Below are 17,929 nucleotides of genomic sequence, written 5' to 3'. Positions count from 1 at the left end.
ATCGCCGCACCGCTCGCTCCTTCAAGTACCAGCATACAAGCGAGGCTTGGTCTGGGCGGCATTCCGACGATGCTTTTAAAGCGCCAATGGCGCCCTTTCGCACAAGGTGCTCAACGCCCGCGCCCACAGCGGCTCATCGTTGAGGCAAGGCACCAGCACCAACTCCTCCCCTCCCGCCTCGCGGAATTGCTCCTTCCCACGATCACCGATTTCCTCCAGCGTCTCGATGCAATCGGCAACGAACGCCGGGCACATCACCAGGACTTTCTTCACGCCGCTTTTGGCCAACTCGTCGAGGCGAGCTTCAGTGTAGGGTTCTATCCACTTGGCCCGGCCCAGACGCGACTGAAACGATACGGACCACTTGCCGTCCGGTATGCCCACACGTTTGGCAAACTCTGCGGCCGTGCGCAGGCACTGACCGCGGTAACAGGTCGCGACCACTTCCGGTGGCGCACCGGCGCAGCAATCGCCGCCACCCTCGAAGCTGTGCCCCGGATTGAGCTTTTTCAAGTGACGCTCCGGCAAACCGTGGAAGCTCAGCAGCAGATGATCGAAATCCTGTTGCAGATAAGGCCTGACACTCGCCACCAACGCATCGAGGTATTCCGGCTGATCGTAAAACGGCTGAAGAACCGAGAACTGCACGTCGAGCTTTTTATCGCGCACCACGCGCTTGGCTTCTTCGATCACCGTGGTCACAGTGCTGTCGGCGAATTGCGGATAGAGCGGTGCCAGGGTCACTTTCTTATGCCCCTGGGCAGCCAGCCGCACCAGCGCGGACTCAATGGACGGTTCGCCGTACCGCATCGCCAGCTCAACAGGCCCGTGAGCCCACTGCCGGGTCATGGCCTGTTGCAGGCGACGGCTGAGCACCACCAGCGGCGAGCCCTCCTCCCACCAGATCGACGCGTAAGCGTGAGCCGATTGTTCCGGGCGCTTGATCAGAATCAACGACACCAGCAAACGCCGCACCGGCCACGGCAGGTCGATCACGTACGGGTCCATCAGAAATTGATTGAGGTAACTGCGCACATCCGCCACCGAGGTGGAGGCAGGTGAACCCAGGTTGACCAGAAGCAACGCGTGATCGGTCATGCAACGTCCTATTTCAGAGGCGGCCGGACAGATCGTCCAATGCCGCGCGCAAATCAGTGAACCGGAAAGTGAAACCCGCTTCCAGCAAGCGAGCCGGCATCGCCTTCTGGCCACCCAGCAACAACAATGACAATTCGCCCAGGGCGACCTTCAAGACGAGGGTCGGCATCGGCATGAACGCCGGACGATGCAACACGTCACCCAACGTTTTAGCGAATTCGCGATTACGCACCGGCTTGGGCGCGCAGGCATTATAGGGACCGCTGGCCCCATTGCGATGCAGAAGAAAATCAATCAGGGCGATTTGATCCTCGATATGAATCCACGGCATCCACTGCCGACCGTTGCCGATCGGCCCGCCCAACCCCAGTTTGAACGGCAACAACAGCCGCGACAAAAAGCCGCCCTCGGCGGACAACACCAACCCGGTACGGATGAGAACCACGCGAATGCCCAAGGCCTCGGCACGTTGCGCGGTTTCTTCCCAGGCGATGCACAACTGGCTGGCGAAATCGTCGATGACCGGTGGCGATTGCTCGGTCAACTCCCGCTCGCCGCCGTCGCCGTACCAACCGATCGCTGAGCCGGAGATCAGCACCTGTGGTTTCTGCTCACGACTTTCGAGCCAGGCCAACAGGGTTTCGGTCAGGGTGATCCGGCTGCTCCACAACAGCGCTTTGCGTTTGTGGGTCCAGAGCCGATCGGCGATCGGCGCCCCCGCAAGGTTGATGATTGCATCCACCGGTTCTGGCCCAAAATCTTCAAGCCGTGCGATTCCCCGTACCTGAGTGCCGCAGATTTTGGCGACTTTTGCGGGCGTGCGACTCCAGACCGTGAGGTGATGTCCCTGACTCAACCAGTGTCGGCAGAGCTGACGTCCTATCAAACCAGTACCGCCGGTCAGCAATATGTGCATGACATCTTCCTCGCGTGGCGTTTTACCCAGATCACTAGTCTATTTTTATATGCAGGGATCTTTGGTATCGGGCAGGTTCTGTGTTTAACAATAGGCCAAGCTCTCAGAACGAGAACGCTAAAAGTTATACCAAAAAACAATATTGTACAGGTTTGAACCACGGCGTAGTCTGTACAGAAAGGCAAACGAGGCCCCTATGACTGTACCTATCGCAATCATTGGCACCGGCATCGCCGGACTCTCAGCAGCCCAGGCCCTTACGGAGGCCGGGCATGTCGTTCATCTGTTCGATAAAAGCCGCGGCAGTGGCGGACGCATGTCAAGCAAGCGCAGCGATGCGGGTGCTCTGGACATGGGCGCGCAATATTTCACCGCCCGCGACCGTCGCTTCGTCACCGAAGTCCAGCGCTGGCAAGCCAACGGTTGGGTCGCCGTGTGGACACCGCAGCTCTATACCTACCACGGCGGCCAGCTCAGACCCTCGCCGGACGAACAGACACGCTGGGTCGGCACACCGCGCATGAGCGCCATCACCCGTGCGCTGCTCGGTGACCTGGAAGTGCAGTTCAGCTGCCGGATCACCGAGGTCTATCGCGGTGAAGAGCACTGGCATCTGCAAGACGCCGAAGGCTTCACCCACGGGCCGTTCAGTCATGTGGTGATTGCCACGCCAGCCCCCCAGGCAACCGCGCTGCTGCCCGCCGCGCCGAAACTCGCGGGGGCCGCCGCCGGGGTAAAAATGGAGCCGACCTGGGCGGTCGCCCTGGCTTTCGACACACCACTGGATACCCCGATCGAAGGCTGCTTCGTGCAGGACAGCCCCCTCGATTGGCTGGCGCGCAACCGTAGCAAACCGGGACGCGACAATACCCTCGACACGTGGGTGCTGCACGCCACCAGCGCTTGGAGCCGGCAGCATATCGATCTGTCCAAGGAAGCGGTGATCGAGCAATTGCATGGTGCCTTTGCCGAACTGCTGCACGACGCCATGCCTGCACCGACTTTCAGCCTCGCTCACCGCTGGCTTTACGCCCGTCCGGCCAGCAGCCATGAGTGGGGTGCCCTGGCTGATGCTGACCTGGGCTTGTATGTATGCGGCGACTGGTGCCTGTCCGGCCGTGTCGAAGGCGCCTGGCTCAGTGGCCAGGAAGCGGCCCGCCGTCTGCACGAACACCTGCAGTGAACCGCCTCGATTCGAGCACATTGCTGCTGTCGACATGGACAGCAGCCCTGAAAAAACCTATACAAAAAAATTGACTTGTACACCCTTGAATCTATGCTGAACGGATGTTGTACAGATTTAATAATCCGTACAGGTCTGGATTCGAGGTGCTCCGATGCCTGCACAATCAGCGACCCCACCCAAAATCGCCATCAGCGCCTGCCTGATGGGGGCCGAGGTGCGCTACAACGGCGGGCACAAGACGTCACGGCTGTGCAGCCACATCCTTTCTGATTATTTCGATTTCATCCCGGTGTGCCCGGAAATCGCCATCGGCCTGGGTATCCCTCGCGAACCGATCCGCCTGGTCGGCAACCCAGAACATCCGCAGGCGGTCGGCACCGTCAACCCTGAAAACAACGTCACCCGGCCGTTGGCCGAGTATGCCCAGAAAATGGCGCTGGATCTGGGCGACATCTGCGGCTATATCTTCATGCAGAAATCCCCTTCGTGCGGTCTGGAGCGGGTCAAGGTCTACCGCGCCAACGGCGCGCCGGTGGACGGCGGTAGCCGTGGCATTTACGCCCGGACCTTCTGCGCGCTGCATCCCGATTTGCCGGTGGAGGAAGAAGGTCGGCTCAACGATCCGGTGCTGCGGGAAAACTTCCTTACTCGCGTATTCGCCTACAGCGCCTGGCAGCAGTTGCTGCAAACCGGCCTGACCCGGCGCGGCCTCACGGATTTTCACTCGCGCTACAAATACCTGTTAATGGCCCACAACCCGGTGCAATACAAAACCCTGGGAAACCTGCTCGGCAACATGGGCCGCACCGCCCCTGAAGTCATCGGCCCGCGCTATTTCAGCGAGCTGATGGCGGCCTTGAAAAAATGCGCCACGCGCCGTACCCACACTAACGTTCTGCAACACCTCAGCGGCTACCTCAAACAGGCCATCAGCACTGAAGACAAACAGGAAGTGCAGCACGTCATTGGCCAGTATCGTCACGGCATCGTGCCGCTGGTGGTACCACTGACGTTGCTCAAACACTACTTTCGCCAACACCCGGATCCATACATTGCGCAACAGGTGTACCTGCAACCGCACCCGGAAAACCTCAGCCTGCGAAACGCAATCTAATGAAAACCCCACCGGACACCAGCGCCAGCGAAGACCTCGGCACCGACTTCAAAAAGGCCCTGGACGCAGGCTGGCTGCCCATCCGTGAAGTGGCCCGGCAGACCGGGGTCAACGCCGTCACCTTGCGCGCCTGGGAACGGCGCTATGGGCTGATCGTGCCTCAGCGCACTCCCAAGGGGCATCGGCTGTTCTGTGCCGAACACGTTCAACGCATCCTGACGATCCTCACCTGGCTCAATCGCGGCGTGGCTGTCGGTCAGGTCAAGCAACTGCTCGACACGCCTCAGGTACTTGCCGAGCCCGCCGGAAACGATTGGCTGGTGTTGCGCCAGACACTGCTACAAGCCGTTACCCAATTGGCCGAGCGCACCCTCGATGACACCGTGAACCAGGCGATGGCGCTGTATCCGCCACGCACCTTGTGTGAACACCTGTTGATGCCGTTGCTGGCGGAACTGGAACAACGCTGGCAAGGCCAGTTCGGCGCGCAGATGGAGCGGGTGTTTGTCTATTCCTGGTTGCGCAGCAAATTCGGCGCTAGGATTTACCACAACAACCGCCAGTTACGCACCGCGCCGCTGCTGCTGATCAATCACTCGGACCTGCCTCTGGAACCTCATCTATGGCTCACCGCCTGGCTGATCAGCAGCACCGATTGCCCGGTGGAAGTTTTCGACTGGCCACTCCCGGCCGGCGAACTGACGCTGGCGGTCGATCACCTGCAAGCCCGCGGTGTACTGCTGTATTCCAGCAAAGCCATGAATCTTGCAAAATTGTCGAAACTTTTGAATGGCGTCAGTTGCCCAAAAATGATCGCCGGACCAACGGTGTGCATCCACCACGCCGATTTGTCCGCAAAAAGCACCGCCATTGCTGATTTGATCCTGGCCGATAGCCCGTTATCGGCCCATCTGGACCTGATTCAGCGCGGGCTCATTTAATGGCGCTTTTTTGATGAATCGTACGGATACGACCATGCAATTGATCTGGCTGCGCAGCGACTTGCGTCTACACGACAACACCGCCCTCTCGGCCGCCGCAGCCCGTGGCCCGAGTGTGGCGGTGTATTTGCCGAGCCCGCAGCAGTGGCTTGCGCACGACGACGCGCCGTGCAAAGTGGACTTCTGGTTGCGCAACCTCGCCGAATTACGCCGCGCGCTGGACGCCCTGAACATCCCGCTACTGATTCGCCAGGCGTCCCGCTGGGATGAAGCGCCCAAGGTTCTGCTCGAACTGTGCCAGCAGTTGAAGATCGACGCGGTGCACGTCAACGAGGAATACGGCATTCATGAAACCCGCCGTGATGCGGCGGTGGCCCACGCGCTGAAAGACCGGGGCATCGACTTTTACAGCTACCTTGATCAGCTGCTGTTCAAGCCAGGCACCGTGCTCACCAGAACCGGAACCTACTTCCAGGTCTTCAGCCAGTTTCGCAAGGTCTGCTACGAACGCCTGCACGCTTCATTGCCCGGATTGGTCGCTGCACCCGCCCTTCAGGCTCCATTGCATATCAGCAGCGACGAACCGCCGTCCCGTGTCGAGGGTTTCGATTCTCCCAACGACAGCTTGCGTGCCCTCTGGCCAGCCGGTGAAATCGAAGCCCGGCGCCGCCTCGACACCTTTGTCGACGCCCAGATCGACTATTACCACAGCGAACGCGACTTCCCGGCAAAACCCGGCACCAGCCAGCTCTCGGCCTATCTCACCGCCGGGGTGATTTCCCCTCGTCAGTGCCTGCACGCCGCGTTGCGAAGCAATCAGGGCGAGTTCGAAAGCGGCAAGGTCGGCGCCGTCACCTGGATCAACGAGCTGCTGTGGCGCGAGTTCTACAAACACATATTGGTGGGCTACCCACGTGTATCCCGGCACCGCGCCTTCCGTCCGGAAACCGAAGCCCTGGTCTGGCGTGACGCCCCGCAAGAACTCAAGGCCTGGCAGCAAGCCCGCACCGGCCTGCCGATCATCGATGCCGCCATGCGCCAATTGCTGGAAACCGGCTGGATGCACAACCGCCTGCGCATGGTGGTGGCGATGTTCCTGACCAAGAACCTGCTGATCGACTGGCGTGAAGGCGAGCGCTTCTTCATGCGACACCTGATTGATGGCGACCTGGCGGCGAACAATGGTGGCTGGCAGTGGAGTTCGTCCACCGGCACCGATTCGGCGCCCTACTTCCGGATTTTTAACCCGCTGAGCCAGTCGGAAAAATTCGATGCACAAGGGGTGTTCATCAAGCACTGGTTGCCGGAGCTCAACGAAATGAACAATAAAGACCTGCACAATCTGGCCAATCTCGGCGGATTGTTCGGTGTGAGGGGCTACCCGTCGCCTCTCGTCAATCTGAGTGCTTCCCGTGAACGGGCCCTGGCCGCGTTCAAGAACCTGCCATCACGACAGGGTTTATCGCCACCGTCATTAAATTGATGCTGCAGCGTTGCGTCATGAACACGGAATTGAGCCAAGGAAATATTGGGTAAATAAGGGGATTGGGATGAGTCGTACACCTCCAAGGCGATACTGGTTGACCGGCGCCAGCAACGGTATTGGTGCTGTGCTGGCTGAAGAAATACTGAAAACCGGTGCCCATCTGGCCGTCAGCTCCCGCTCGGAGACGTCATTGAAAGCCCTGTCTCAGCGATATCCCGGACAGGTGCTGGTGGTCGCGGGGGATTTGACCAACGGCCAAAGAGTGCGCGAAATCGGTGAGCAGATTGCGCAGGAATGGGGCTCTCTGGACACCATGATCCTTAACGCAGGCACCTGCGAATACGTCGACGCCAATCAGCTCGACTCGTCAATCATCGAGCACATCATGCGTACCAACTTGCTTGCCAGCAGTTATTGCATCGCAGCCGCCCGGCCCTTGCTGCAGGCGGGCACTGCGCCGCATCTGGTGGGCATGGCCAGTTCGGTGACCTGGTTACCCCTGCCGTGGGCCGAATCCTATGGCGATTCAAGGGCCGGGTTGCGTCATCTATTCGAGTCGTTGCGCATCGACATGGAGCCGGAAAACATCGAAATGACCGTGGTCAGCCCAGGGTTTATCGATACGCCTCTGAACGACGGCGCCCCGATACATCTCGACTGGTCGGCAGGCCAAGCCGCGCGATATCTCCTCGACATGATCAAGAATCGTCCACTGGAATTCTCCTTGCCGGAGCTGCTCATGCCTGTTCTTTGGCCCCTGCCGCAACAACTCGAGCGGACGGGACTGGCAATCGACGAACAAGCGCGAAACAAGCCGCCGATCGAGGATCTGCCGTGAAGCCTGAGCGTCTGTCAGGCCTTTTACACAGCGTGGGCCCACTGCCTTACACTGCGCGCCATGAAAACCATTCCCCACACGCAAGTCGCCGAGCCTGCGGTCACCTGCTCGACCTGCGCAGCCTGCTGCTGCCAGCTTGAAGTGATGCTGATCACTGACACCGGCGTGCCCGAACGTTTTATCGATACCGATGATTGGGGTGGTGAAGTCATGCTGCGACTGGATGACGGCTGGTGCGCCGCACTGGATCGCAACAGCATGATGTGCACCATCTATGAAAAGCGTCCGCTGATCTGCCGGGAGTTCGAAATGGGCGCACCGGAATGCATCACCGAACGCCAGGGGATTGCGACGGCGTACCGGTGAGATCGAAGTCACCCGATGCCATGTGGGAGCCCCGCCACAGGTAGCTCCCACACCCAAACATTGCAGGCTTACAACGGCATCGTGTAATGCAATGCGTAGCTTTCTACACCGTCGTTCGGGGTACTGATCCCGGCATTGGAGTAGTGGGTGGCGCGAATCCCGACTTCATGTCCGCCGGCAAAGCGCAGGCCAAACCCGAAACGGTCTTCGAACTGAAAGGCACTGCCAAGCTTGTTATCTTCGTATTCGGTGTTGGCAAACACCGCGATACCGATACCCGCTTCGACGTAGGGCTTGATGGTCTGACCGGCAAACTCATACACCAGCACCGGCGAGAACGACAAACTGTGATTGCTCGCTGTTTTGTCGCCATCCCAATAGGTGTAAGCGCCGCTCCAGTAGCCGGTCAAGCGACCGACATCACTCTGCAACCAGCTCTTGTCCCAATCGAACTGCATGCCCAGTCGGTAGGTCATGGTCGAATCGCTGGTCTGGCCGACCCCGAACTCCACCCCTGCCGCCTGCGCGGTAAAACTGTGCCCCATCAATGCGGTCGCAATCGCGGCCAAACAGAATAGTCGCTTCATTAGAAACATCCTTTTCCGAACAATTTAGTATGGTTTTTATGCTGCACAACAAACAAAGCTATAGAAGTCACCGTTTAATCAGAAGCTCACCCCAATCATTCGTTTGCTACGCATCTCTATCTTTCGAAGCTTCGCACAACCCCAGACATATTCCACAGGATCGGCAAGATATTTCTGAAATGCTCTGGGTCCGCACTCGACCAGAACTGTGCGGGGCGAGCAGGCCCCTCGGCCAGCAACTCTCGCTCGGCCAGCAGACGCTGGAGCTGCCGCGCCACAGCGGCACCGGTATCGATCAAGCTGATGCTTTGCGGGAGCATCTGCTTTAGCAGCGGCTTTAAAAAGGGATAATGCGTACAGCCCAGAATGATCGTATCTGCACCGCCAGCCAGCAGCGGCTCGACATACCCTCGCAGCAACTGACGCAATGTCTCGCTGTGCAGATCGCCATTTTCAATCAGCTCCACCAGCCCGGGGCACGGCTGAGTGATCACCCGTACATCGGTGGCGAAACGATCGAGCAAGGCAGCAAACTTGGCACTCTGCAAAGTACCGGTGGTGGCGAGCACGCCGACCACACCGCTGCGCGTCGCCGCAGCGGCCGGTTTGACCGCAGGCTCCATGCCGACGATAGGCCACTCGGGGTAATCGCGCCGCAAGTCCGCAACGCCAGCCACCGTCGCGGTGTTGCAGGCCAGCACCAGCGCCTTGGCGCCTTGCTGCTGAAAGAACTGCGCCATGACACTGCAACGCTGGCGGATGAATGCCGGGGTTTTCTCGCCGTAGGGAATATTCCCGCAATCGCCGAAGTACAACAGAGACTCGTTTGGCAGCAACTGCTGGATCTCGGCCAGCACCGACAGCCCGCCGACGCCGGAATCGAACACAGCAATCGGCGCTTCACGCATGGCGCGCCCCGCAGACGCTGCAGCCCGGATCACGCTTGACCCGCAATTCACGGAAGCGTGAGCCCAAGGCATCGATCAATAACAGGCGCCCCACCAGCGGCTCGCCGAACCCCACCAGCAGTTTCAGCGCTTCCAGTGCCTGGAGGCTGCCGACCAACCCGACCAAAGGACCGACGACGCCCGCCTCGCTGCAGGTCAACTCGGCCTCGCTGCCGTGCCCGTATAAACAGTGGTAGCACGGGCTCTCTGGACGACGCGGGTCGAACACCGACAATTGCCCTTCCAGGCGAATCGCCGCACCGCTGACCAGCGGCTTGCGCGCGGCCACACACGCAGCGTTGACCGCCTCGCGGGTGGAAAAATTGTCGGAACAGTCCAGCACCAGATCCACCGCAGCAACGGCGGCGGCCAGCGAATCCTCGTCCAATGCAGTGCGATGGGCGATCAGCTGAATCTCTGGATTGATCGCGGTCAGGCGACGGATCGCCGAATCGACCTTGCTCAGGCCGACGCTGTCGGTGTCGTGAACGATCTGGCGCTGCAGATTGGTCAGGTCCACCGTGTCGAAATCCGCCAGATGCAGTTCACCGACCCCGGCCGCGGCCAGATACAGCGCAACCGGTGAGCCAAGGCCGCCGAGGCCGACAATCAATACGCGGCTTTCCTTGAGTCGCAACTGACCGTCGATGTCAACGTGTTGCAGCAGAATCTGCCGACTGTAGCGCAGCAACTCCTGATCATTCAGCACGGCAAGCGCCCCAGACTGATGCGTTGGTGACCGCCCAGATCGGTGCGGCTGTGGACTTCTTCAAAGCCGCGGGTCAGCAGCAAATCGCGCACCGCGCAGGCTTGATCGTAACCGTGTTCGAGCATCAACCAGCCACCCGCGTCAAGATAATCCGGTGCCTGAGCGACGATCAGACGCAGATCGTCGAGCCCATCGACGCCGGCCACCAAGGCACTGGCCGGCTCAAAGCGTACGTCGCCCTCCACCAGATGCGGATCGGTCGAAGCGATGTAGGGCGGATTGCTGATGATCAGTTGAAAACGCTGGCCTTCCAGGGCACTAAACCAATGACTGCTCAACACCGTGGCATTGTTCAGGTTCAAGCGCTGACGATTGCGCTCGGCCAGGGCCACGGCTTCCAGCACGCGATCCACGGCGGTGACCTTCCAGGCCGGACGCTCGCTGGCCAGCGCCAGGGCGATGGCACCACTGCCGGTGCCCAGATCGAGCACCTTGGCTGGGGTAGCCGGCAACAGTTCCAACGCCGCTTCCACCAGCAATTCAGTGTCGGGACGCGGAATCAACGTGTGGGGCGCGACTTCCAGGTCGAGCTTCCAGAAGCCTTGCTGACCCAGAATATAGGCCACTGGCTCGCCGCTGCGGCGGCGCTGCAAATACTCGGCAAACGTCAGTGCTGCTTCGCTCGGGACGATACGCTCAGGCCAGGTGTGCAGAAAGCTGCGGGACTTGCCCAAGGCCGCCGCCAGCAGCAATTCGGCATCCAGACGCGCAGTGGGCGAATCAGGCAAATCGGCGGCGCGCAGCAAGCTGGCAATGATCGTCATTTACTCACCTATCGCTGCCAATTGGTCGGCCTGGTACTCGGCCAGCAGCGGTTCGATCACCGCATCCACGCCGCCCGCGAGAATTTCGTCGAGCGAATACAGCGTCAGGTTGACCCGATGGTCGGTGACCCGGCCCTGGGCGAAGTTGTAGGTACGGATCCGCTCGGAGCGGTCACCGGAACCGACCAGCAATTTACGCTCGCTGGCGATGGCATTGGCCGCGGCACTGGTCTGCTGGTCGTTGAGCTTGGCCGACAGCCAGGACATCGCCCGGGCGCGGTTCTTGTGCTGGGATCGTTCTTCCTGGCACTCGACGACAATACCGGACGGCAAGTGCGTGATACGAATCGCCGAATCGGTCTTGTTGACGTGCTGACCACCGGCACCGGAGGAGCGATAGGTGTCGACCCGCAGATCCGCCGGGTTGATCTCAATGGCTTCCTGCTCATCCGGCTCGGGCAATACCGCCACGGTGCAGGCCGAGGTGTGGATGCGACCTTGCGATTCAGTGGCCGGAACCCGCTGCACACGGTGCGCACCGGATTCGAACTTCAGTTTGCCGTAGACGTTCTCGCCTTCGACACGGGCGATAACTTCTTTATAGCCACCGTGTTCGCCTTCGTTCTCCGAGAGAATCTCTACCCGCCAGCCACGCCGCTCGGCGTAACGCGAATACATGCGGAACAGGTCGCCGGAGAAAATCGCCGCTTCGTCACCGCCGGTACCCGCGCGGATTTCCAGGAACACGTTGCGACCGTCGTTCGGATCCTTGGGCAGCAGCATGCGTTGCAGGCTGGCTTCGAGCTCGATCAATCGTTCCTTGGCTTCGCGGACTTCTTCCACGGCCATTTCACGCATGTCCGGGTCGCTGTCCTTGAGCAGTGCCTGTGCGCCTTCGAGGTCGCCCTGCACTTTAAGCAGCTGTTTATAGGTGTCGACGATCGGCTCGACTTCCGCGTATTCCTTGGAATAGGTGCGGAATTTGTTCTGATCGGAAATGACTTCGCCATCGCCAAGCAGGGCGGTCAATTCCTCGAAACGGTCCTGGAGGATGTCCAGCTTATTGAGCAGTGACGCTTTCATTGCGGTTTCTTATCCGAAAAGCTATCCGATGAGCCCTCACCGAGGGCAAAGAGTTCCTGGGCCATGGCCAGCGCATCGAGGCGGCCTTCGGCAGAGAGCTTTTTCAATTGCACGCTCGGGGCATGCAAGAGTTTGTTGGTCAGGCCACGGGCCAGTTGCACCAGCACGTCCTCGGCACTGCTGCCGTTGGCGAGCATACGCTGGGCCTTCTGCAATTCTTCGTCGCGCAGGCGCTCGCTTTGTTGACGATAGGCCTTGAGCACATCCACCGCCGCCAGTTCGCGCAGGCGAACCATGAAATCTTCGGCACCGACCGACACCATCTCTTCGGCCGCCTGGGCAGCGCCCTGACGGCTCTTGAGGTTTTCGGCGACCACTTCGTGGAGATCGTCGACGCTGTACAGGTAAACGTCATCCAACTCGCCGACTTCCGGTTCGATATCCCGAGGGACTGCGATATCCACCATGAAAATCGGCTTGTGCTTACGCAATTTCAAGGCACTTTCCACCGCGCCTTTACCGAGAATAGGTAACTGGCTAGCGGTGGAACTGATGACGATGTCGCTGCGCACCAGTTCTGTCGGGATGTCCGAGAGCAACACCGCGTGGGCGCCAAACTGCTCGGCCAGGGTGCTTGCGCGCTCCAGGGTGCGGTTGGCGACCACGATTCGCTTCACGCCCAGCTCATGCAGATGGCGGGCGACCAGGGTGATGGTCTCGCCGGCGCCGATCAGCAAGGCCTGGCTGCGTTGCAAATCACTGAAAATCTGTTTCGCCAGGCTGACCGCGGCAAACGCCACGGACACCGGGTTTTCACCGATGGCGGTATCGGTTCGCACCTGTTTGGCCGCATTGAACGTGGCCTGGAACAAGCGCCCGAGCAGCGGACCGATGGTGCCCGCCTCGCGAGCCACGGCGTAGGCCGATTTCATCTGGCCGAGAATCTGTGGTTCACCCAACACCAGCGAATCGAGCCCGGAGGCGACCCGCATCATGTGACGAACTGCCGCATCATCTTCATGCACATAAGCGCTCGCACGCAGCTCGTCGAGGCTCAAATGATGATAATCGGCCAACCAGCGCAGCACGATGTCAGCCGAAAGGTGATCCTGTTCTATATACAGCTCACTGCGATTGCAGGTGGAGAGGATCGCAGCTTCGCGGCTGTCGGTGAGTCGGCAGAGCTGCTGCAAGGCCTCAACCAGCTGCTCAGGGGTAAAGGCCACGCGCTCGCGGACGTCTACTGAAGCAGTCTTGTGGTTAATACCGAGTGCAAGGAAGGCCATTCAAGGTCGCTGATGGTGACGTGAAGCCGACAATTGTCCTACTTCGACAGAGCCAGAACAACCACTCGATATCTATCGTCCCGGTTGACGCTGCCGAAGCTGCGATCCGTTCTCGTTTACACCGGCGCCGGGCCTGCCGGGATTGCGTGTGCGGGTAAATTGGCCGGGCGGTTATGTTTGGCCGAAGGCTTGTGTCATGATGATCCGACCGCAGGTTAGTCGTCCTCTTCCCTATATGAATAGATCTTCCGCGTTGCTCCTTGCTTTTGTCTTCCTCAGCGGCTGCCAGGCCTTGGCACCCGTTTCGTCGGACGGTACGCCGCCGGTCGAAGACAGCACTCCGGCGCCTGAAAAGCCCAAGGTTTACAGCTCGTTCAGTGAAGAAACCATCTTCAGCCTGTTGAGCGCAGAACTGGCAGGCCAGCGCAATCGTTACGACATTGCCCTGGACAACTACGTGACCCAGGCCATCAACACCCAGGATCCGGGCATCTCCGAGCGGGCATTTCGCATTGCCGAATACCTGGGCGCTGATCAAGCGGCCCTCGACACCTCGCTGATCTGGGCAAAAAACGCCCCGAACGATCTGGAGGCGCAACGGGCGGCGGCCGTGCAACTCGCCCGCGCCGGGCGTTATGACGACTCCATGACTTATATGGAAAAAGTCCTGCAGGGCAAAGGCGACACCCATTTCGACTTCCTTGCCCTGTCCGCGGCCGATACTGACCAGGAGACCCGCAACGGTCTGATGAAAGGTTTCGACCGCTTGCTGCAGCGCCATCCGCACAACAACCAGCTGATTTTCGGCAAGGCCTTGCTGTTGCAACAGGATGGCGACGCCAAAGGCGCGCTGACCCTGCTCGAAGACAACCCGCCGGGAGAAGGCGAAATAGCGCCGATTCTGCTGCGCGCGCGCCTGCTGCAAGGGCTCAGCCGTGGCGGTGAAGCCTTGCCGTTACTGCAAAAAAGCATCAAGAAATACCCGGACGACAAACGCCTGCGCCTGACCTACGCGCGCATGCTGGTCGAACAGGACCGCATGGACGACGCCAAGGTCGAGTTCTCGAGCCTGGTGCAGCAATACCCGGAAGACGACGAACTGCGTTATTCGTTGGCTCTGGTCTGCCTGGAAGCCAAGGCCTGGAACGAAGCAAAAGGTTATCTGGAAGACTTGATCGCCAGGGAAAGCCATGTCGACTCAGCTCACCTGAACCTTGGGCGTATCGCTGAAGAGCGTAACGACCCCCAGGGCGCGCTGATCGAGTACGCCCAGGTCGGGCCGGGCAACGATTACCTGCCAGCGCAATTGCGTCAGGCCGATATTCTGATGAACAACGGCAGGACCGCCGAAGCCCAAAGCCGTCTGGCGGCCCAGCGCGACGAGCAACCCGATTACGCGATCCAGTTGTACCTGATCGAAGTCGAAACCTTGTCGGCCAACAAACAGGGCGACAAGGCCTGGAAAGTCTTGCAGCAAGCCCTGCAGAAATATCCGGACGATTTGAATCTGCTGTATACCCGGGCCATGCAGGCGGAAAAACGTAATGACCTGGCGCAGATGGAAAAAGACCTGCGACTGATCATCAAACGCGACCCGGACAATGCGATGGCGTTGAACGCCCTCGGCTACACCCTGTCCGACCGCACCACGCGCTACGTCGAAGCCAAGGCCCTGATCGAACAGGCGCACCAGTTGAACCCGGAAGACCCGGCCGTTCTCGACAGCCTCGGCTGGGTGAATTTCCGCCTGGGCAACCTCGACGAAGCCGAGCGCTATTTGCGCCTGGCACTGGAACGCTTCCCCGATCAGGAAGTCGCCGCTCACCTGGGCGAAGTCCTGTGGGCCAATGGCAAACAACGCGAAGCCAAACAAGTCTGGAGCAAATTCCTCAAGGAACAGCCCGACAGCCCTGCCCTGCGCAGCACCATCAAGCGCCTGACCGGATCAGAGACTCTTTAAGATTATGTTTTTGCGCCACATTATCGTTTTCAGCTTCATCGCCCTGCTCGCCGGCTGCGCGGGCTTCAGCGCCCGTGAATCGGTCGAGGGACACGGCAACCCGGCCCAATGGCGCGTGCATAAACAGCAACTGGCCGGTCTCGATGGCTGGCAGATCAACGGCAAGATCGGCATCCGCGCCCCGAAAGATTCGGGCAGCGGCACCTTGTTCTGGCTGCAGCGCCAGGATTATTACGACATCCGCCTCTCCGGCCCGCTGGGTCGTGGCGCGGCCCGTTTGACCGGGCGCCCCGGCAAAGTCTCGCTGGAAGTGGCCAATCAAGGCCGTTATGACGCATCGACTCCAGAAGCCCTGGTCGAAGAGCAACTGGGCTGGAAATTGCCGGTGTCCCATCTGGCGTGGTGGGTTCGCGGTCTCCCGGCCCCGGACAGCAAAAGTCGTCTGACCCTGGACGTCGACAGCCGCCTGGCCAATCTCGAACAGGATGGCTGGCAGGTCGAGTACCTCAGTTATGCCGAGCAAAACGGCTATTGGCTGCCCGAGCGGATCAAACTGCACGGCACCGACCTTGATGTCACGCTGGTGATCAAGGACTGGCAACCGCGCAAGCTGGGGCAGTGAAGATGACTGCACCACGCCTGACACTGCCCTCGCCCGCCAAACTCAACCTGATGCTGCACATCCTCGGTCGCCGTGAAGACGGTTACCACGAGTTGCAGACGATTTTTCAGTTTCTCGATTACGGCGATGAAATCACCTTCGCCGTTCGCGACGATGGCGTGATTCGGTTGCACACCGAATTCGCTGGCGTCCCTCATGACAGTAATCTGATCGTCAAAGCCGCAAAAAAACTGCAGGAGCAATCCGGTTGCTCGCTGGGCATCGACATCTGGATCGAAAAAATCCTGCCCATGGGCGGCGGAATCGGTGGCGGCAGTTCGAATGCGGCAACCACGTTGCTGGGCCTCAATCATCTTTGGCAACTGGGCTGGGATGACGACAGGCTGGCCGCGCTGGGCCTGACGCTTGGCGCCGACGTCCCGGTTTTCGTGCGTGGCCACGCGGCTTTCGCCGAGGGTGTGGGAGAGAAACTCACACCTGTAGAACCCGAGGAACCGTGGTATCTGGTGCTTGTGCCGCAAGTATCTGTAAGTACAGCAGAAATTTTTTCAGATCCACTGTTGACACGTAACACTCCTCCCATTAAAGTGCGCCCCGTTCCCAAGGGAAACAGTCGAAATGACTGCTTACCGGTGGTAGCAAGACGTTATCCAGAGGTACGTAACGCCTTGAATTTGTTAGGTAAATTTACCGAAGCAAAACTCACCGGAACTGGAAGTTGTGTGTTTGGGGGCTTCCCAAGCAAAGCTGAAGCTGATAAAGTCTCGGCCCTTCTTACAGAGACCCTTACAGGGTTTGTGGCAAAAGGAAGCAACGTTTCGATGTTGCATCGCAAGCTGCAAAGTCTGCTCTAAAAGGAATCGGGTACTGGGTACTCGTAGCAACAGATACAGGGGCGTCGCCAAGCGGTAAGGCAGCAGGTTTTGATCCTGCCATGCGTTGGTTCGAATCCAGCCGCCCCTGCCATTTTCCTATACTCATCCAGGTTACCCTCAGCCTTCAGGTACTGCGCGTGTCCAAGATGATGGTCTTTACGGGGAACGCTAACCCCGATCTGGCTCGGCGTGTTGTACGTCAGCTGCATATCCCTCTCGGTGACATCTCTGTCGGTAAGTTTTCCGACGGCGAAATTACAGCCGAGATCAATGAAAACGTCCGCGGTAAAGATGTCTTCATTATTCAGCCGACTTGCGCTCCGACCAACGATAACCTGATGGAACTGGTAGTGATGGCTGATGCCTTCCGCCGCTCCTCGGCTACTCGTATCACTGCTGTTATTCCTTACTTTGGTTATGCCCGTCAGGATCGCCGTCCGCGTTCCGCACGTGTGGCTATCAGCGCGAAAGTCGTTGCTGACATGCTTACCGTAGTCGGCATCGACCGTGTTCTCACGGTTGATCTGCATGCTGACCAAATCCAGGGTTTCTTCGATATTCCGGTAGATAACATCTACGGCTCCCCGGTACTGGTGGATGACATTGAAGATCAGCGCTTCGAAAACCTGATGATCGTGTCCCCGGACATTGGCGGCGTCGTGCGTGCACGGGCTGTTGCCAAATCCCTGGGCGTGGATCTCGGGATCATCGACAAACGCCGTGAGAAAGCCAATCACTCTGAAGTGATGCATATCATCGGTGATGTCGAAGGGCGTACCTGTATTCTGGTCGATGACATGGTCGATACCGCCGGCACTCTGTGCCACGCGGCCAAGGCCTTGAAAGAGCATGGCGCTGCCAAGGTTTTCGCCTACTGCACGCACCCTGTGCTGTCGGGTCGGGCGATCGAAAACATTGAAAATTCCGTGCTGGACGAGCTGGTGGTGACGAACACCATCCCGCTGTCCGCTGCAGCACAAGCCTGTGCGCGTATCCGCCAACTGGATATCGCACCGGTAGTTGCCGAGGCGGTCCGCCGCATCAGCAATGAAGAATCGATCAGCGCGATGTTCCGTTAAGGGCCCTGCCCT

General features: G+C 59.4%; 18 protein-coding genes and 1 tRNA gene. 11 read left to right on the top strand and 8 right to left on the bottom strand.

Annotated features, from left to right (window positions below; genetic code table 11):
• Positions 1-75 precede the first annotated feature (75 nt).
• Both hemH and AC1D2Q_RS16005 read right to left on the bottom strand, forming a co-directional pair.
• Positions 76-1,098: a ferrochelatase gene (hemH, locus tag AC1D2Q_RS16010; protein ID WP_477813812.1), complete on the bottom strand. Its 1,023-nt coding sequence runs from the start codon at positions 1,096-1,098 to the stop codon at positions 76-78.
• A gap of 13 nt (positions 1,099-1,111) precedes the next feature.
• On the bottom strand, positions 1,112-2,014 hold the full coding sequence (locus AC1D2Q_RS16005; RefSeq protein ID WP_477813811.1) for a TIGR01777 family oxidoreductase: 903 nt from the start codon (positions 2,012-2,014) through the stop codon (positions 1,112-1,114).
• 196 nt (positions 2,015-2,210) lie between these two features.
• Here AC1D2Q_RS16005 and AC1D2Q_RS16000 point away from each other — a divergent pair, with 196 nt between their 5' ends.
• From AC1D2Q_RS16000 to AC1D2Q_RS15975, 6 genes are all read left to right on the top strand, one after another.
• Positions 2,211-3,197: an NAD(P)/FAD-dependent oxidoreductase gene (locus tag AC1D2Q_RS16000; RefSeq protein WP_477813810.1), complete on the top strand. Its 987-nt coding sequence runs from the start codon at positions 2,211-2,213 to the stop codon at positions 3,195-3,197.
• 154 nt (positions 3,198-3,351) lie between these two features.
• Positions 3,352-4,314 carry a YbgA family protein gene (locus AC1D2Q_RS15995; RefSeq protein ID WP_477813809.1) on the top strand — a complete coding sequence of 321 codons (963 nt, stop codon included), beginning with the start codon at positions 3,352-3,354 and terminating at the stop codon, positions 4,312-4,314.
• Positions 4,314-5,255: a MerR family transcriptional regulator gene (locus AC1D2Q_RS15990; RefSeq protein WP_477813808.1), complete on the top strand. Its 942-nt coding sequence runs from the start codon at positions 4,314-4,316 to the stop codon at positions 5,253-5,255. Before AC1D2Q_RS15995 ends, AC1D2Q_RS15990 begins: the two co-directional genes overlap by 1 nt.
• Before the next feature lie 34 nt (positions 5,256-5,289).
• Positions 5,290-6,738 carry a deoxyribodipyrimidine photo-lyase gene (gene phrB, locus AC1D2Q_RS15985; protein ID WP_477813807.1) on the top strand — a complete coding sequence of 483 codons (1,449 nt, stop codon included), beginning with the start codon at positions 5,290-5,292 and terminating at the stop codon, positions 6,736-6,738.
• A gap of 67 nt (positions 6,739-6,805) precedes the next feature.
• Complete coding sequence (locus tag AC1D2Q_RS15980; RefSeq protein ID WP_477813806.1) at positions 6,806-7,579, top strand: SDR family NAD(P)-dependent oxidoreductase; 774 nt, start codon at positions 6,806-6,808, stop codon at positions 7,577-7,579.
• Positions 7,580-7,639: 60 nt separating this feature from the next.
• The gene (locus tag AC1D2Q_RS15975) at positions 7,640-7,945 is read left to right on the top strand and encodes a YkgJ family cysteine cluster protein (RefSeq protein ID WP_018929577.1); all 306 of its coding nucleotides are present in this window, start codon (positions 7,640-7,642) and stop codon (positions 7,943-7,945) included.
• Positions 7,946-8,013: 68 nt separating this feature from the next.
• Here AC1D2Q_RS15975 and AC1D2Q_RS15970 read toward each other — a convergent pair whose 3' ends face one another.
• The 6 genes from AC1D2Q_RS15970 to hemA form a co-directional block, all read right to left on the bottom strand.
• The gene (locus tag AC1D2Q_RS15970; protein WP_019582388.1) at positions 8,014-8,532 is read right to left on the bottom strand and encodes an acyloxyacyl hydrolase; all 519 of its coding nucleotides are present in this window, start codon (positions 8,530-8,532) and stop codon (positions 8,014-8,016) included.
• Between the two features lie 116 nt (positions 8,533-8,648).
• The gene (gene murI, locus AC1D2Q_RS15965) at positions 8,649-9,440 is read right to left on the bottom strand and encodes a glutamate racemase (protein ID WP_477813805.1); all 792 of its coding nucleotides are present in this window, start codon (positions 9,438-9,440) and stop codon (positions 8,649-8,651) included.
• Positions 9,433-10,188, bottom strand: a complete 756-nt coding sequence (locus tag AC1D2Q_RS15960) for a molybdopterin-synthase adenylyltransferase MoeB (RefSeq protein ID WP_477813804.1) — start codon at positions 10,186-10,188, stop codon at positions 9,433-9,435. The genes murI and AC1D2Q_RS15960 overlap by 8 nt, the downstream gene beginning before the upstream one ends.
• Positions 10,182-11,012, bottom strand: coding sequence for a peptide chain release factor N(5)-glutamine methyltransferase (gene prmC / locus AC1D2Q_RS15955; protein WP_477813803.1), 831 nt, complete (start codon positions 11,010-11,012; stop codon positions 10,182-10,184). Before prmC ends, AC1D2Q_RS15960 begins: the two co-directional genes overlap by 7 nt.
• Positions 11,013-12,095, bottom strand: coding sequence for a peptide chain release factor 1 (gene prfA, locus AC1D2Q_RS15950; protein ID WP_007939759.1), 1,083 nt, complete (start codon positions 12,093-12,095; stop codon positions 11,013-11,015).
• Complete coding sequence (hemA, locus tag AC1D2Q_RS15945; protein WP_007939757.1) at positions 12,092-13,381, bottom strand: glutamyl-tRNA reductase; 1,290 nt, start codon at positions 13,379-13,381, stop codon at positions 12,092-12,094. The genes prfA and hemA overlap by 4 nt, the downstream gene beginning before the upstream one ends.
• A 235-nt stretch (positions 13,382-13,616) precedes the next feature.
• Between hemA and AC1D2Q_RS15940 the strand changes: the two genes are divergently transcribed.
• The 5 genes from AC1D2Q_RS15940 (at position 13,617) to AC1D2Q_RS15920 (ending at position 17,917) form a co-directional block, all read left to right on the top strand.
• The gene (locus AC1D2Q_RS15940; protein WP_477813802.1) at positions 13,617-15,341 is read left to right on the top strand and encodes a tetratricopeptide repeat protein; all 1,725 of its coding nucleotides are present in this window, start codon (positions 13,617-13,619) and stop codon (positions 15,339-15,341) included.
• Positions 15,342-15,345: 4 nt separating this feature from the next.
• A complete protein-coding gene (gene lolB, locus AC1D2Q_RS15935) occupies positions 15,346-15,963 on the top strand; it encodes a lipoprotein insertase outer membrane protein LolB (RefSeq protein WP_477813801.1) in 618 nt (205 codons plus the stop codon).
• Positions 15,964-15,965: 2 nt separating this feature from the next.
• Positions 15,966-16,817, top strand: coding sequence for a 4-(cytidine 5'-diphospho)-2-C-methyl-D-erythritol kinase (gene ispE, locus AC1D2Q_RS15930; RefSeq protein WP_477813800.1), 852 nt, complete (start codon positions 15,966-15,968; stop codon positions 16,815-16,817).
• 37 nt (positions 16,818-16,854) lie between these two features.
• Positions 16,855-16,929 (top strand) — tRNA-Gln (locus tag AC1D2Q_RS15925).
• A gap of 46 nt (positions 16,930-16,975) precedes the next feature.
• A complete protein-coding gene (locus tag AC1D2Q_RS15920) occupies positions 16,976-17,917 on the top strand; it encodes a ribose-phosphate pyrophosphokinase (protein WP_003171603.1) in 942 nt (313 codons plus the stop codon).
• The last annotated feature ends 12 nt before the right edge of the window (positions 17,918-17,929 follow it).

This window comes from Pseudomonas sp. P1_A1 (assembly GCF_056406935.1).
The sequence above is the reverse complement of the archived record's forward strand: the minus strand, read 5'-3'. Positions and strand labels throughout refer to the sequence as shown.

Bases quoted from the DNA above. Each gene is read 5' to 3' on its own strand.
- hemH (WP_477813812.1), bottom strand. From the start codon at position 1,098: ATGACCGATCACGCGTTGCTTCTGGTCAACCTGGGTTCACCTGCCTCC.
- AC1D2Q_RS16005 (WP_477813811.1), bottom strand. From the start codon at position 2,014: ATGCACATATTGCTGACCGGCGGTACTGGTTTGATAGGACGTCAGCTC.
- AC1D2Q_RS16000 (WP_477813810.1), top strand. From the start codon at position 2,211: ATGACTGTACCTATCGCAATCATTGGCACCGGCATCGCCGGACTCTCA.
- AC1D2Q_RS15995 (WP_477813809.1), top strand. From the start codon at position 3,352: ATGCCTGCACAATCAGCGACCCCACCCAAAATCGCCATCAGCGCCTGC.
- AC1D2Q_RS15990 (WP_477813808.1), top strand. From the start codon at position 4,314: ATGAAAACCCCACCGGACACCAGCGCCAGCGAAGACCTCGGCACCGAC.
- phrB (WP_477813807.1), top strand. From the start codon at position 5,290: ATGCAATTGATCTGGCTGCGCAGCGACTTGCGTCTACACGACAACACC.
- AC1D2Q_RS15980 (WP_477813806.1), top strand. From the start codon at position 6,806: ATGAGTCGTACACCTCCAAGGCGATACTGGTTGACCGGCGCCAGCAAC.
- AC1D2Q_RS15975 (WP_018929577.1), top strand. From the start codon at position 7,640: ATGAAAACCATTCCCCACACGCAAGTCGCCGAGCCTGCGGTCACCTGC.
- AC1D2Q_RS15970 (WP_019582388.1), bottom strand. From the start codon at position 8,532: ATGAAGCGACTATTCTGTTTGGCCGCGATTGCGACCGCATTGATGGGG.
- murI (WP_477813805.1), bottom strand. From the start codon at position 9,440: ATGCGTGAAGCGCCGATTGCTGTGTTCGATTCCGGCGTCGGCGGGCTG.
- prmC (WP_477813803.1), bottom strand. From the start codon at position 11,012: ATGACGATCATTGCCAGCTTGCTGCGCGCCGCCGATTTGCCTGATTCG.
- prfA (WP_007939759.1), bottom strand. From the start codon at position 12,095: ATGAAAGCGTCACTGCTCAATAAGCTGGACATCCTCCAGGACCGTTTC.
- hemA (WP_007939757.1), bottom strand. From the start codon at position 13,381: ATGGCCTTCCTTGCACTCGGTATTAACCACAAGACTGCTTCAGTAGAC.
- AC1D2Q_RS15940 (WP_477813802.1), top strand. From the start codon at position 13,617: ATGAATAGATCTTCCGCGTTGCTCCTTGCTTTTGTCTTCCTCAGCGGC.
- lolB (WP_477813801.1), top strand. From the start codon at position 15,346: ATGTTTTTGCGCCACATTATCGTTTTCAGCTTCATCGCCCTGCTCGCC.
- ispE (WP_477813800.1), top strand. From the start codon at position 15,966: ATGACTGCACCACGCCTGACACTGCCCTCGCCCGCCAAACTCAACCTG.